The following is a 15,422-nucleotide window of genomic DNA, read 5'->3' as shown; positions in this document are numbered from 1 at the left end:
CACCCCCCAGGTCATGCCTTCGACAGGGGGACACAGTCATGCCGGGCCCGGAGGCCAGCGGCCCTCTTGCAGGACCGCGAAGAACATAACGGGGGCTTCAAACCGTCACATGCTGCGGGAGCGGTGACGCGACCGTGGTGAGCGACTGTGGAAAAGGCGTCCGTGAGGCGTCAGGTGGGGATCAGGGAGACGGAGCGCAGTCCCCTTATAGGGGATCGCTGTTGACGCGTCGTTATTGATGAAATGGCATCAGAACCGGGTGTTACTTTTTGGCCCGGGATGAGTCTGGCGGAAACCCGTTTACTGGCCAGATGGTGCCCGGCGTGGAGGCGACGTGAATCTGGTCTGCTGCTTTCGTGCGGAACGTGGGAAGACACACTTCGATGCCTCAACCCCGCGCTCTTCGCGCAGTGTTGTGAAAGGGAGCCTTCCAAGCGGACAACCCGTGAGGAACTGAGTACCGATGCGGAGTGTGTTGGCGGACCGGTTCGTAGTAGCGGTGAACCTTCTGCTGGGCGCGGTGGGAGCGGAGCGAAGGGACCGGATTGTCCGTGGTTCGTTTGTTCGGTCAACCAGGAATTCCCTGGGAGGAGCTGCGTGGGCGAGCTGAAGTCACAGATCAAGTCGTTCGAGATACCAAAGACGGAGGTCTGGGAGGCGTACCTGAAGGTTAAGGCCAATCAGGGTGCTCCGGGGGTGGATGGCTGCACGATCGAGGAGTTCGAGAAGGATCTGAAGGGGAATCTCTATAAGATCTGGAATCGGATGTCTTCGGGAAGCTACTTTCCCCCTCCGGTGAAAGGCGTGGAAATCCCGAAGCCGCATGACGGTGGGGTCCGTTTGCTCGGTGTGCCTACAGTCGCGGACAGAATCGCCCAGACGGTGGTGGCCGCTCATCTGGAGAAGCGGGTGGAACCGGTGTTCCATCCGGACTCCTACGGCTACCGGCCAGGCAGGTCGGCTCTGAACGCGGTCGAAGCGTGCCGGCGGCGGTGCTGGAAGAAGAAGTGGGCCGTCGACCTCGATGTCTCCAAATTCTTCGACAGCGTCCGCTGGGACCTCGTCATCAAGGCGGTGGAAACCCATACCGATGCCGCATGGGTCGTGTTGTATGTGAAGCGGTGGCTTGCCGCTCCACTGCAACTTCCCGACGGTAGCTTGCGGCAGAGAGACCGCGGAACCCCACAGGGATCGGCGGTTTCTCCCGTGTTGGCGAACCTGTTTCTGCACCACGCATTCGATTTGTGGCTCTCCTGGAATTTCCCGGACGTCCAGTTCGAACGCTATGCGGATGATGCAGTCGTGCACTGCGACTCCGAACGCCGGGCTCGTGAGGTCCTGACGGCGATCGGGAACAGGATGGAAGAGGTCGGCCTGCAACTGCACCCGGCCAAGACCCGGATCGTGTACTGCGGAAGAGGGGGACGCCACGACGGTGTCGCGGCAACGTCGTTCACCTTCCTCGGATTCACGTTCCAGCGCCGTCCAGCACGAGACCGGAACGGGAAGATCTTCACATCCTTCCTTCCGGCTCCCAGCAAGGACGCCCTGAAGAAGATGAGCACAGAAGTCCGCTCCTGGCGGCTCCACATGCACATCGGCTACACCCTCGGCGAGTTCGCGCGATGGCTCAATCCCATCATCCGCGGCTGGATGCAGTACTACGGTGCCTTCTATCGCACCGAGTTGTATCCCCTCCTCAAGCGCATCAACTACTACCTGATGCGCTGGGTCCGCAAGAAGTATCGACGGCTGAAGACCTTCAAGAAATTCCACCGGCGATGGAAGCAGGTCACCACTGCGTATCCGCTCTTCTTCGCCCACTGGAAATGGGTCCACTCGATCTGGTGACCAGGATAATAGGAGCCCGGTGACGGGAGACTGTCACGCCGGGATCTGTGGGAGCCCGGGGGTGAAATTCCCCCGGGCCACCCGACCGACTGCCTTCTTCGTGAAGGAGAACGACCGGTGAGCGAGCTGTACCGGTTGATCCATGCGGAGAAGGCGACGTACCCGGTCGTCCTGCTGTGCCGGGTGCTGAACGTGGCCCGCTCCTCCTACTACGCATGGTGCGAGGGCGAGGCCGCCCGCCGCGAGCGGCAGGCCGCCGACGACGCGCTCGCGCACGAGATCACCGCGGTGCACATCGCCTCCCGCCACACCTACGGTGTCCCGCGCATCCACGCCGAACTGCGCCGCCTGGGCCGGCGGGTGAACCGCAAGCGCATCGCCCGTGTGATGCGTGAGCGCGGCATCCGCGGTGTCACCCGGCGCAAGAGGCGTTCGCTGACCCGGCCGGACGCGAAGGCGAAGCCGGCCCCGGACCTGATCGGCCGCGACTTCCACGCCGAGCGGCCCGGGACCAGACTGGTCGGCGAGATCACCTGCCTGCCAACCGCCGAAGGCTGGCTCTACCTCGCCTGCTGGCTGGACCTGGCCACCCGCGAGGTCGTCGGCTACGCCATGGCCGACCACCACCGCGCCGAACTCGTCGTCGACGCCCTCGACATGGCCCACGGCCGGGGCGGACTGGAGCCCGGCTGCGTGATCCACAGCGATCGCGGCAGTGAATACACGTCAGCCCAGTTCCGGGACCGAATAGGGATGTTGGGACTGCGGCAGAGCTGCGGACGCATCGGATCATGCTTCGACAACGCTGCCGCGGAGAGCTTCTGGGCCCTGCTCAAGGAGGAGATCGGCACCCGCATCTGGCCCGACCGGGCCACCGCCCGCGCCGAGGTCTTCTCCTTCATCGAGACCTTCTACAACCGCCGCCGCCTGCGCAAGCACCGAACTTTCGGCTACCTCACCCCGACCGAGACCAGGCAGCGGCACCAGCCCGCCCTCGCGGCATAACGATCACGTGTCCGAGATCACGGGGAAACTTCATGCTCCGTCTCCACCCACGAGCTGTCGAGGAACGGGCTGGGTTTACCGTGCCAGAAGACGTCCACGCTGTCGCGGGCCCGGGTCGCGGCCACGAAGAGCAGGGACCTCGCCCGCTGGATCTCCTGCCGGTAGCGGGTGGGTTCGCGGTCACGCAGTCGGCTCACGTCCTCACGCGGGACGAGCCCGTCGGCCACGCCTGCGATGATCATCCGCTGGTACTCCAGCCCCTTGAACCGGAACATCGTGCCGATGTGCACGCCGGCGGAGCCGTTCGGTCCGTCGGAGCGGATCTCCACCGCGTCGATGCCGTGCAGCTTCAGCGTGTACCCCATCTCGGTCGCCATCTGGTTGGTCGGGACGCACACCGCGATCTGCTCGTGCGGGACAGTCGTGTCCGTGTCCGCGTCCCACCCTGTGATCAGAGCGGCCACGCCCTCCCGCTCGGCGTCCCAGTCCGGGAAGGCGTGCCCGGCGGGGAGCCCGCCGTTGAGCACGGACCGGTAACCGGCGAGGGTCTCCGCGCCGCCGTCGAGATCGTCGTACGTCGTCTCGCCCAGGACTCCGAGGGCCGAGCGCAGGATCTGCCGCGTGGTGCGGTAGCTGAGGGTCAGCTTCGCGGACCGGCCGCGGATGTTGACGCCCAGACTGCCGAGCGTCACCTGGTTCTTGTAGATGCGCTGGTGGGTGTCGCCCACGAGGAACAGGTCGTCCGACGTGCGGGGGGCCATGGCGCGCAGCATCTTCCAGTGGGCGGGGCGCAGGTCCTGGGCCTCGTCCACCACGATGTGGCGGTAGCGGTGGCGCAGCCAGCCACCGGAGCCGTCCTGGAGGTGGACGTTGTCGAGGCCACCCGCTTCCTCCCGCTGCCGTGCGATGTTCCGGATGCGTTGTTCGCGGCCCATCTCCAGGCGTGCCGCGCGCTCCGCGATCTGGTCCCAGGTCTGCCGTCCGAGCCGGTCGAGCCGCTGGGTGAAGCGTTCGGCGAGCTGCCAGATCTCGGCCCGCTCGGCGCGGCCGATGCTCTTGCCGCGCCCGGCCCGCCGGGCCCGGAAGTAGTCGGTGCGGCTGCCGACGGCCTGGCCGAGGATGACCTGGGTCCACTCCTCGTGCAGGAACTCCGGGTCCCAGGTGTCCTCGCCCAGTTCGTCGAGCAGCGCGCGCCACTCGCGTACGGCCTGTCCGTCGTCGATGGCCTGCTTGCCGTTGCCGGGTTCGGCCTCGCGGACGACACGCAGTGCCAGCTGGTCGACGTGACTCACCTCGACCCGGCTGAGCAGTTCGTCACCGCCCAGCTCCAGCAGCCGGGAGCGCAGGTCCGCGGCGAGGTTCTTGTTGAAGGTGGTGAGGAGGACTGGCTTGTCGTTCCCGGGGGAGAGCTGCCGGACGAGGTGGCGCACCCGGTGCAGCGCGACGACGGTCTTGCCTGTGCCGGGCCCGCCCCCGACCCTGGCCGGGCCGCTGTAGCGGCGCTCGACGAGCTTGGCCTGCGTGGGGTGCAGGAAGCTCTTCCACCGGCCGAAGTCACCGCTCTCCAGCGCTCCGCGGAGGTCCTCGTCCGTGGTGGTGACGACCGTCGCCGGCCGCTCGGCGGCTGCCGCGAGGTCGTCCGGGTCGACCGGCTCGGTGGCTGCCACCGGCCTGGTCACCTGGTCGAGTACGTCCTCGTACGACGCGCCGTCGAACAGCGCGATCAGCACCTCGCCGGTCAGCTGCGGCGCGTACTCGACGAGCCCGAGCAGCTGGTCCTCCGTCGTGAGCGTACGGATGACGGGCAACAGGGGTTCCGCGACACCGAGTTCGGTCAGCTGACGGTCGGACCAGGCGGTGAACAGCGGTTCCGGGAAGGGCGCCGACGGTGGTGATTCGGGAGTGGGCTGCGTCTGAGCGGTCGCGCCGGGCAGCCTGCCCAGGACGCTGTCCTCCACGACCTCCAGATCGACGTACTCGATGCCGCCGGTGACCTGGTTGACGCCGTACGAGAGCCGGTTGTAGACGTCCTTGCGGTGCTTGACGGAGACGATCAGCCAGTCGTCGTCCGCGAGCCGCAGCAGCAGGGCCCGGTAGTCGTCGTTGACGCGTGCCGACCAGAGGCGGTTCTCGCCCTTGAGCTGCTGGAGCTTGAGACCCGTGGTGTGCGGGTTGGTCCTGAACTTGTGCTGGAAGTCGAAGAAGGCGCCCTTGACCGTGCGGGGCAGCTTGAGGATCTCCTTGTCGGCTCTGTCGAGCAGGCGCAGTGTGACGCCGGAGGTGGTCATCGCTTCGGCTCCCCGTCTTTGGTGCTGTTCTCGTTCCGGTCCCGGCCGTCGAGCCGGGCGATCAGTTCCGTGCCGTCCCACTCGTCCGCCGTGCGGACCGTCCAGCCGGCCGCCGCGAAGGCGTGCTTCTGGTCCTCGGCCTCGTAGTCCGGCTCGTCGCCGGTCGGGCGAGGAGCCCTGACCACGCAGATCCGGACGTCCGGCCAGGCGAGTTCGGCCTGCCAGCCCTGACCGTCCAGTTCGTAGCCGTCCCGGGGGACCGGCACCGCCGCCGATGCCAGCGTGCGCGCGAGCGTGGTGAGTTCCGGCTCCTCCGGGTCCAGCAACTCGATGACCCGGTCCCAGCGGGGATCTCGTCCGGGTCCCGTGCCGCCGGGCTGCTCGGCCACCTCCGTCTCCCGTGCGGCCGTCTCGTCCCCGATGTCGGCGGGGACGGCCGACACGGCGGCCACTCCCACGGCGGAGGGCTCCTGCTCGGCCCGGTCGACCGGGACACGCATGGACGTCAGCCAGCCCTCTCCGCCGGTCACGGCGAGAACCTCGGGACGGAAGCCGTCGATCATGCTCGACGTCAGCTGCGCGCTGTCACCGCCGCCGTGTTCCAGGAACTGCAGCACATTGCCCCACCAGAGCCAGGCACGCCAGCGCCGCTTGTGTGCCGGCCCCTCCTCCAGGGCCGCGCCCCCGTCGTCGAGGACGGCCAGACCAGTCCACACGGGTGGGGTCCGTCTGCCGTCGGCGGCCAGCACCAGGCGGCAGCCCGACGCGTCGCAGCCGTACAGCACCCGCACCGGCCCTGTGGTCCCGGCGGGTGCGCCCCCGCGCAGCGCCTCCCTGATACCGGTCGCGGCCTCGGCGCCGGTGAGGGCGGCACCGCGGGTCCCGTCCGCCCCGCTCATGCCCGCGGCCACCGCCTCGGCCCGCCGCCGCCAGCGTTCGGGACCCGGCGAGCGCAGGTAGGCCAGGAGCGTCCGCGCCGGGTTGATCCACATCGTCCCGGCCAGTTCGCCGGGCAGCCCGCGGCCCACCCGGTCGTAGTAGTCGCGGGCGCGTTGCTGTCCGGTGGTGCCGTAGGGCGTCCAGACGGAGGTGTCCGTGTCGGTCCCGGTGTATCCGGGGTCGTTGATCCGGCGGCGCCATGCGGTCACGTCGTGGTAGGTCAGTTGGAACACCCGCAGCCCCTCGGCGCGGAGCCTGGTGCGCTTCCTGGCGTCGTCCGCGAGCCGGTCGTGTTCGCGGGTGGCGTGGTACGCGTAGCCGTCGAGGTACAGGGCGACGCGGGGACCGGGGGAGTCCAGCCGCTCCAGGAGTATGTCGGGCCGGGTGTCCTCCAGCGCGCGCTGCTGGGAGACACGCCAGCTGACGGTGGACCCGTCCGGTGCCGTGAGCCTGAGGTCCAGGGCATAGGTGCCGGCCGAGGTGGTGTAGGCGTTCGCCGTGGCCTTCGATTCCGGCAGCTTCGCCCAGTCCCGCAGCGTTTCGACGAACAGGACTTCAAGGTCGCTCTCGGCCTGCCGCTGGAGCGGGATGTCCTGGGTGGTCGTCACCCGTGAGGTGCGCCAGCGTTCTCCGTCGGCACCGAGCAGCTCGTCCAGCATCTGCCGGACCTCGTTGCGGCTGACCTTGTCGTAGTCGGAGGCCGGCACCCGGCGCAGCAGGCACTGGTGGCAGCCGTCCAGGCCCTTCTCCCGGCACGGGCAGTGCTCGATGACGTCGCGTGCCCTGAGCAGGACTTCCCGGAAGCCGTCCGAGGAGGCCAGCCGGTGCAGGTATCCGGTGCCGCCGGGCAGCCGGTCGTACACGACCAGGAAGCGCCGGGGCCAGTCGGCCTCCGGGTCGCCCGCGTTGTCCGGCATGGTCGCCTCGGCGATGTCGATGTGGTCGGGATCGCCGCCGTAGCGGGCGGCGATCCCCGCGAACAGGGCGGCGGTGAACGACGCGAGACGCTCCTTGACGCGGGCCACCGAGGCGGGCAGCAGGATGCGGACGGCCTCGGTGGTCAGTTCGTGGGCCAGCAGCAGGGGTACGTCCTGGCCCGCTCCCCGCGCTCCGGCCGTGCCCGCCGCGGCGCCGCGGACCCGGCGGCGCGGACACCACAGCAGATGGTGCGCGGAAGCCGGGGCACTCGTCGCCCCCGATTCGGTGAGCGCGTGCTGGGGAACGTCCACCACCGGTCTGCCGTCCGCGGTCGCGCCGCCGCACGAGGTGCAGACGTAGAACGGATTGAGGCGGACGTCCTCCCCGGCGAGAGGCACCGTGCTGCTGCCGTCCTCGCGGTCGAGACCGAGGTTCAGGGTCCGGATCACGGCGTGGCGGGTGAAGTCCACGCCGAAAACGGCCTCGTCGTGCCGCCAGGATCCGGGAACGAGGCGGCCGGGGTCGATGTCGACGGTGGTGAGGGTCGCGTAGTGCCTGCGGTCGCGTTCGTCCCGGTCGTCGCGCACCCTGGCGTCCTCGCGCTTGTCGCGGGACAGCACCCGCCGGGGGCGCAGGACGTACTGGACGCAGCCCGCGTCAGCGATCTCCCGGCCACGGCAGCGCGGGCACGGCGTCGTGTCACGCTCGGCGTTCTCGGTCCGCACGTAACCGCAGGCGGGACAGAGCCGCCACACCGACCAGGCGCGCCGGTCGGGACCGCCGATGTCGAGGGCGCGCACCACGTGCCGGTAACCTTTGACGTAGAAGCTGTTGCCGGGGGCGAGTTCGGTCAGGGCGAGCGCGCTGGACCGTTCGTAGTCCCGGGTCTCACTGCGGTACACCTTGGCACCGTGCGGCCGGGCTCCCTCCTCCTGCGGTGTGTCCTCCTCGTCGGGGGTCTCCGACCAGTACAGCGTTGCTTCCAGCAGGGTGGTGGTGTCCGTGAGGCTGTAGTTCGGCAGCAGCCCGAGGTCGACCAGCGTGGCGTGCGCGGCGGACTGGCTCAGTTCCCGCAGCAGGTCCCCGGCGGCACGGCGCTCGGCCAGCAGCTCGCGCCGCTCCCGGTCCTGTGAGTCGTCGGAGCGGGCCAGCTGCCCGGCCGCCTCGTCGATCGCCGCGATTCTGCGGCGCACCTCCTCGCGCCGGCCGGTCCAGTCCTCCTCGGCCTCCTGGAGCACCCGGACGATTCCACCGGTCGCGTAGGCGCGCAGTTCGTCCGCCGCGTGCTCGGAGACGCCTTCCGTATCGGTGTCCTGGCCGCCGTCGGCGGGGAACAGCGCGAGGAATTCCTCCACCAGGCGCGCCCCGTGTGTCTGCGCGGCGTCCGCGAGATCCTGGCACCATCCGCTGGTGCCGAAAAGGGCGGACGACAGCCGGGGCACGGGTGCCAGGGTCTCGCCGTCCGAGGTCCGCAGTTCCCCGCGGGCCGCCAGGTCAAGAAGCCGGGCGGTGTACTGGCGGCGCAGGATCTCCACGGCTGACAGATAGCAGCCCGGCGGCAGGATGGTCCCGGCGATCATCTCCCGCGGCTCGTCCAGGTAGTACAGGTCGCGCGCCCTGCGTCCGCCGAACGCGACCACCAGCGCGTTGCCCGTGCGTCGTCCGGCCCGCCCGGCCCGCTGTACGTAGTTGGCCGGTCCGGCGGGCAGCGAGCCGAGCAGGACGGCCGACAGGTCGCCGATGTCGATGCCGAGTTCCAGGGTCGGGGTGCACGACAGGACGTTGGGGTCGGTGTAGTGCGTGCCCGCCTTGAAGGCGCGCTCCACGCGCTCGCGTTCAGGACGGGTGAGCATGCCGGTGTGCTCGGCCGTCACCACGCGGAACGTGCCGCCCGTCAGGTAGAGGCGACGGTAGTAGTCCCGCCGGTAGTCCCGCTCCCGCACGGGCCTGTCGGGGCGGATGCCTTCGGCCCCGGCGTAGGACATGTCGCGCTGCGGCGCGGTGAGCCGTCCCCTGCACCGGTAGCGGGGGCAGGGATGGCCGTACCAGCGGGTGCGCCGCTCGGGGACGACGACCTGCTGCCAGCCGCAGTCCTCGCAGGCGACGAAGGCCTTGTTGACGACGGCATCGTCGAGCAGGCGGACCTGGATGTGACCCGGCTGGATCCCGTACACCCGGGTCTGCCGGTCGCGGGTGGTCCGCGTCGACAGGACACCCGCGTCGGCGAGGTGGGGCAGCAGCCGGCGCAGGTACTCGGTCGCCCCGGCGGCGTCCAGGTCCAGGCATCTGCGGGTCCAGTCCTGGTACCACCCGAGCCGGCCGGTGACCGCGTCGAACTCGGATCCGTCCTTCTGCCCGTCGAGCAGGAACCGCGGCGGAGCGACGCCCTCGGGGAAGGCAGGCATGCCGTCGGGTCTGCGCCCGGAGATGAGAAAGCGGTTGGTGCCGGCTTCCCTGATCCAGGTGTCGAGCCAGTGGTGGCGCACCGCGCCGCGCAGCCGCAGCCGTTCCAGCAGGCCCCGGACATAGGCGAGGTAGCGTTCGGGGGTGGGCAGCCCGCCCACGGCCAGCAACTGGCCGGGCAGCGCCAGGTGCACGTCCCGTGCCAGGTCGGTGACGCCGTCGGGGTCGGCCAGCATCACCTCGGCCGCCGCGGTCCGGGTCAGTTCCAGGGTGCGGCCCATGCGGCTGCGCAGCCCGAACTCCATGACCGTCGCGAAGGCCAGACGCTCCCCGATCAGCCGCCAGGTCCGCGCGTCGCCCGTGCCCCGGCCGGACAGCAGCCGGTCGACTCCCGGTTCGTCGTGCAGGTCGGGAGGCACCACGGCGGCCAGCGCCTCGGGGTCGTCCACCGATTCCAGGACGAAGCCGATCAGGTCGTTGAGCGCGGTCGGAGCCCCTGATTCGTCCAGGTTGTGCGCGAGCAGCGAGCGCAGTGAGAACTTGTACGAGGCGTTCGCGACGTATCCCGCCCGGTGCGCGGCGTCCTGCGTGGAGTCGTTGAACAGCAGCGTCTTGCGTTCCTCGGGGACGAGCGCGATGTCGCCGCCGGTGAACAGCTGGGTGACCGCCGCCGAGGCGAGGGCCGCCTGGGCGGTACCGAGGAAGCGGATGCTGTTGTCGGTCTGGCAGGCCGGGCACCGGTCGTCCTTCGCGGCCTTGTCGGCGCTCTTGCGGTCGAGCACGGCCAGCGCGAACCAGGCGTCGACCAGCTCCCCGTCGTCCGCGGTGGTGGGCAGCCGGTAGGTGCCCCGCCCGCCGTCCAGGACGACGACGGACAGCGGGTCCACGCCGCCGTCCGAGGGCCGGGCGCCGCTCAGCGCGTCGAGCGTCCGCCGTCGCTCGCCGGGGGTGGCGGCGATGAAGTAGCGCAGCCGCCGCTTGTCCCGGCCGACGCCGGCCCGCCAGATGCGGTCCTGCGCGGTCACGAGCTGCTGCGGGTCGGCCTCGGGGGACAGGGCGGCCCATCCGGAGCGACCGCAGTTGCGGCAGTACACGGCCGGAAGGTGCACCTGGGCGGGGCGCGGCGCGGTGTCGGAGCCGGGCAGGGGCTCCGGGCGGCGGCTGGACGAATACGACGGCATGCTCCCGGAGGAGGCGTCGGAATCCTCCTCGCCGGACGGCGCGGCGTTGAGCGCGGCCCGGCGCGCCGCGGTCCGGTCGTCCTCGTACCAGCGGAACTCGGGGGTCGGTCCCACTCCGCGCAGCACGCGTGTCACGGGCCGCACCCACAGGTGCGCCTCGATGTGCAGCAGCGGCCGGGGCCTGCGTTCGTCGGAGTCCGGGTCGCGGGCGGCGGACAGCAGCGCCACGAACCGGGACAGCGCCTGGAGCGCCAGCCGGGGGTTCTCGCGCGCGGTGCGGCCCCAGGAGTAGCCGAATCGGCCCAGCCGGTCCCGCAGTGTCCACTCGTCCAGCGGTTCGCCGTCCAGGAGCGACAGGACGCCGAGGGTGAAGTCGTGCCGCTTCAGCAGCCGTCCGACGCGGAAGGCGTCCAGGCCGGACCGGTCCAGCAGCAGGGTGGCGAGCGCGTCCAGGTCCAGCAGGTCGGGCCGGGCCTCGACGTCCGGTCCGCCGGACACCGCGACGACCTCCTGCGGGGTCGGCGGCTCGGGCAGTTCGTAGTCGACGGCGCCGGTGAACTCCTCGGCGGTCATCCGTTCCTCGCCGATGACCGCGTCAGCCGCGAACGGCATCCCGAACACCCTGGCCGCCACGTCGAGGATGCCCCCGGCCTCCTTCGCGGGCGCTCCCTCGCCGAGGGTCGCCGAGGTCGCCACCGGGCAGATCGACCCCAGGGGGCGGCCCGGCCGGGCCGCGCCGGTGGCGGCGGCGAGCCTGCGCAGCAGCATCGCCACGTCGGTGCCCTGCGCGCCGTCGTACGTGTGGAACTCGTCCAGCACGACGTACGCGGGCTCGGCGCCCTCCCACAGAGCCCGGTCCTCGCCGCGCTGGAGCAGCAGGTCGAGCATCTTGTAGTTGGTGATCAGCACATCGGGCGGCGAGAGGCGCATCTCCTCACGCCGTGTCATCACCCGCCGGAAGTCCGTGTCGGGCCGGTCGCCGATGTACAGGCCCGCCGTGACCTGGGCCAGCTCCGGACGCGCCAGGTAATCGGCGATGCGTCCCGCCTGGTCGGTGGCGAGCGCGTTCATGGGGTAGAGCAGCACCGCCTTGATCCCGCGCACGCCCTCGGCTTTCCGACGGCGGCAGTGGTCCAGAACGGGGATCAGGAAGGACTCGGTCTTGCCGGAGCCGGTGCCGGTGGTCACCAGGGTCGGCCGGGCGGGTCCGTGCAGCGTGGACAGCCGGGCCCACGCCTTCGCCTGGTGCCGCCACGGGGCGAACCCGGGGAATCCCGCCGACCACTCCAGGTCGCGCTGCCAGCCGTCGTCGGCGACATGGAACGGTGTCCGGATCCGCAGGTAGGGCCCGCGGAAGATGCCGGTCTCGGGGTGCCCGAGGAAGCGTTCGAGGGCGCCGCGCGTGGTCTCGTCGGCGAGGGCGTACGTCGTCGTGAGGTACTGCGTCAGACTGCCGCGGAGCTGCGCGGCGGCCATGGTGGGCTTCACGACGGTCCCCCTTGCGATGCCGGTGCCCTGGTGATCGGTACCACCGTATAGCGGGTGGCCGACACGGTTGCCGGTCGGTGTCCGGGCCTGGTCACAGCCGCCCCGGCTACTTCCAGCCCGCCAGTTCGTCGGCGAAGTCGCGGAACGAGCGGTTGTTGCCGCTGGGGCGTGTGCTCACGTGGCCGTGCCGGACCGCCTCGTCCATGATCTTCGGGGAGTGGGATTCCTTGTAGGTCGGCCTTCCGAGATGCCTCTTCAGATGTTCCTTCGGGTCCAGCAGGAGGCCCAGATCACGGACGCAGTCCTGAGGGCGCATCGCCCAGCCCCTGTGCACCTTGGGGAACGCGTCCGGGAACTGCATCAGCCATGCCTCCATCTCGACCGCGGCGAGGGCCAGGGCGGAGTTGCAGGGGAGCCCGGCACGAAGCTGGGCGGTGACCCGGTCGCGGACTCTGTCGTAGCCCTGGTCGGTCACAGCGTCCATGTCGGCGTGCACCACGATGCCGGCCAACTCGGCGTCGCAGTCCTTGGCCTTGGCCAGCGCCCGCTTGCGGATTATTTCGACCCGGGGACTGAGCTGGTTGATGGCAGCCGCCAGTTTGATCTCGTCCCGGATCTCCTCGATCCTTGGGCATTTCCCGCGGTACAGGGCCGGTATCAGCTTCTTGAGGACACTGCGATCGTTGCCGCTCTCACCGGCTACGACGATCACCGACGGTCTCCTGCCCGGACGGCGCGGGCTCACAGCGAGCCTCCGACCGAACCGGAGTACCAGAGATCACCGAGAGGCTCGTGCTCGGACTCCTCCACGACCTCCCGAATTCGGCCCGGCATGCGGTCGGGGATCACAGAGGCGCCGTTGACACGACGGCCGCAGGGCACCCATTCGTCGGCGTCCAGCTTGTTCACGAAGACCGGGGAATGGGTGGTCACCAGGTACTGGCTGCGCTCGCTGGCCTCGCGCAGGCGTTCGGCCAGCAGCTCCAGCGCGTGCGGATGGATTCCGTGATCGACTTCCTCGATGCAGGTGAGCAGCGGCGGGTTGGGATCGTGGAAGATCGCGAGCATGCACAGGATGCGGACCGTGCCCCAGGATGCCTCCGTCAGCCGGGTCCGGCCGCGCAGACCTTCTTCCTCCAGTTCCACCGCGGTCCGGTAGGACACGAAGTCGGGCGGTGTGACGAGATGGATGTCCCGGATCTGCGGCACGACGGTTCTGACGTCCTCCAGGAGCATCTCCCAGGCTTCCCCGTCCTCCCGCTCCTTCAGTCCCCGCAGGAAGTCGGCGAGGTTGGAGGCGTCGCTCGCGAGGTACTGCCCCGACTCGCTGATGCCGTAGGGCTTCCGTGCCTCGCGTACGTCCGGGTCGAACACCCGGATCTGGGAGAGGTGCCGCTTCACATCGGTGACGGCGCGAGCCGAAGGCGCGCTGTCCGGCAGCGCGGGCGCTGGTCCCTGGTGGAGGACTGACGCCATGCGCCCGACGTCGGCCGTGCCGTCGGTGTGGTCTCCCGGCAGGCCGCTGTCGACCTTCACGGAGCCGCCCGTCAACTCCATCGAGGTCTCGCTGCCCTCTGCCGGATGCTGCACGAAACGCTCGCGGCGGTACATCGCGTAGCGTTCGCGCGAACCCTCGGGCAGCCGGGGCCGGGAGACGCTCAGCTCGTAGCGGTCGGGTGTCTCCTGCGAGGCGAAGTCCGACCAGAGCCCCTCGACCCCTACGGTGATACGTGACACCGGGCTCCGTCCGCCGCGAAAGGCGAGGACGTCGAATCCGCCGCGCTTCTCCAGCGCCTGCTCGATACCCGTCTCCGCCACATCCCCGAGGAACTCCAAGGACTGCAGCACGTTCGACTTGCCGGCCGCGTTCGGGCCGGACAGGACGGTCAGCGGGCCGAGTGGCAGCTTCACGTCGGTGAGGGTGCGGAAGTTCCGCACGGTCAGACCGAGTATCCGGTGGTTCACGCCTCGCGCCCATCGTGGAACGGCCGGGCCGCGGCGCCCGGTCAGCGAACTGGTCGGCGCACGGCGGACGGTCCCGAGGCAGGCCGCTGAGTGCCGCTCAGTTCCCCATGTGCATCGTCCACTTGGCGCGTCCGACCACCGAGCATCACGAAGCGTACAACTTACGTCACACCGTCACCAGGTACTTGAACACATCGGCCATGCGGGCCGAAAACGCTCTCTTTTCAAGTGCTTCGAGGCGAACGGACTCTGGTGGAAAGGGACGCGCACGGACGGTGCCGAGGGGGAGCCACGATGTCCGGACCGCTCTATGTTCCCGTTCTGCCGACACGGCCGCACGCCGCCGCGGCCTGCCGGCTGCTGTGGCCGGACGTCCGGGCCGCGATCAGGCCGCTGTGGAACCTGCCACCGCTGCCCGGAGCAACCCCGGAGACACTGGCCACACTGGTGGGCAAGTACGTCGGTCCGGTGAGCGCCGTGAGCCGTCACGGCGGATGGATCGACGCTCCCTTCGGCGAGGACGCGCAGACCACCGCCCTCGTCGAAGCATTGTCCGTCTACTGCGACTTGGGGCGGCTGCGTCCAGTGACCGGGCCGGAGCGGACCGGGGCGCAGCAGGCGGGAGCCGTGGAGACGGCCCGCCGCAGCCTGCGCGGCCTGGGTGTCCGGGTGCGGGTCACGGGGGAGTGGGATGACGGTCTCGGGGAGGGCGTCCGGCGCCTGCTGGCCCGAACCGGTCCTGAGGTGCCCGTGGATCTGCTGCTCGACATGGGCGCGGTCCTCGACGACCGGCCCGACGCGGGCAAGGAGGCACTGCGCGGCCTCGACGCGCTGATGCCCATGGCGGTCTGGCGGAGCGCCGCTCTGCTCGGAGGGGGCTTTCCCCGGGTCATCGCCGACATGCTGGAGGAAGGATGGTGTGAGGCGGCGCGGGCGGAGTGGCGCATGTGGCATGAGGTGCGCGCCACGGGCGGCGCCTATGCTCCGCTGCTCGGTTACGGCGACTACGGGGTGCAGCCCCCGAGTGCTCTCGCGCAGGCCCCGGCACCCGGGAGGAAGGGCGGGCCGCCCTGGGGCGTGCTCCGCTACACCACCGACAGCTCATACCTCCTGTTCAAGACGCTGACCCGGGGTCCCGACCGGATCGCCGTCAACCGCAGCGCGGCCCGCCGGATCGTCGAACTGCCCGAGTTCCGGGGAGCGGGGGCCGGACAGGGCGAGGAATGGCTGAGCGACTGCGCGCACGGCCCGCTCTCGACCAGCGAGGGCGTGGGCGGCCCCACGGAGTGGCTGCGGGCGGGAAACCTCCAGCACATGACGCACGTCATGCGGAGCCTGCCCGGCCGCTGAGCGGGCCGCCGGGCCTGGCTGTCCGGGCCCGGCC

Annotated in this window: 7 protein-coding genes; 3 read left to right on the top strand and 4 right to left on the bottom strand. The window is 70.1% G+C overall.

Annotation, left to right across the window (positions count from 1 at the left end):
• The first annotated feature begins 597 nt into the window (after positions 1-597).
• Positions 598-1,851, top strand: a complete 1,254-nt coding sequence (ltrA, locus tag ACFYPJ_RS37885; RefSeq protein ID WP_389026497.1) for a group II intron reverse transcriptase/maturase — start codon at positions 598-600, stop codon at positions 1,849-1,851.
• A 117-nt stretch (positions 1,852-1,968) separates the two neighbouring features.
• Positions 1,969-2,856: an IS3 family transposase gene (locus ACFYPJ_RS37880; protein ID WP_389026495.1), complete on the top strand. Its 888-nt coding sequence runs from the start codon at positions 1,969-1,971 to the stop codon at positions 2,854-2,856.
• Between the two features lie 17 nt (positions 2,857-2,873).
• On the opposite strand, the gene ACFYPJ_RS37875 is transcribed toward ACFYPJ_RS37880, so the two are convergent.
• From ACFYPJ_RS37875 to ACFYPJ_RS37860, 4 genes are all read right to left on the bottom strand, one after another.
• Positions 2,874-5,144, bottom strand: a complete 2,271-nt coding sequence (locus ACFYPJ_RS37875; protein WP_389026493.1) for a UvrD-helicase domain-containing protein — start codon at positions 5,142-5,144, stop codon at positions 2,874-2,876.
• The gene (locus tag ACFYPJ_RS37870) at positions 5,141-12,073 is read right to left on the bottom strand and encodes a DEAD/DEAH box helicase (RefSeq protein WP_389026491.1); all 6,933 of its coding nucleotides are present in this window, start codon (positions 12,071-12,073) and stop codon (positions 5,141-5,143) included. The genes ACFYPJ_RS37875 and ACFYPJ_RS37870 overlap by 4 nt, the downstream gene beginning before the upstream one ends.
• A gap of 106 nt (positions 12,074-12,179) precedes the next feature.
• The gene (locus ACFYPJ_RS37865) at positions 12,180-12,785 is read right to left on the bottom strand and encodes a hypothetical protein (RefSeq protein WP_389026489.1); all 606 of its coding nucleotides are present in this window, start codon (positions 12,783-12,785) and stop codon (positions 12,180-12,182) included.
• A 29-nt stretch (positions 12,786-12,814) separates the two neighbouring features.
• Positions 12,815-14,038, bottom strand: coding sequence for an AAA family ATPase (locus tag ACFYPJ_RS37860; RefSeq protein ID WP_389026487.1), 1,224 nt, complete (start codon positions 14,036-14,038; stop codon positions 12,815-12,817).
• Between the two features lie 294 nt (positions 14,039-14,332).
• On the opposite strand from ACFYPJ_RS37860, the gene ACFYPJ_RS37855 reads away from it, so the two are divergent.
• Positions 14,333-15,388: a beta family protein gene (locus ACFYPJ_RS37855; RefSeq protein ID WP_389026485.1), complete on the top strand. Its 1,056-nt coding sequence runs from the start codon at positions 14,333-14,335 to the stop codon at positions 15,386-15,388.
• Positions 15,389-15,422 lie beyond the last annotated feature (34 nt).

Source organism: Streptomyces sp. NPDC006012 (assembly GCF_042871185.1).
Lineage (GTDB): Bacteria > Actinomycetota > Actinomycetes > Streptomycetales > Streptomycetaceae > Streptomyces.
This window is presented reverse-complemented; position numbering and strand designations above follow the sequence as displayed.

Coding starts and splice junctions, on each gene's coding strand:
- ACFYPJ_RS37875 (WP_389026493.1), bottom strand. CDS start 5,144: ATGACCACCTCCGGCGTCACACTGCGCCTGCTCGACAGAGCCGACAAG.
- ACFYPJ_RS37855 (WP_389026485.1), top strand. CDS start 14,333: ATGTCCGGACCGCTCTATGTTCCCGTTCTGCCGACACGGCCGCACGCC.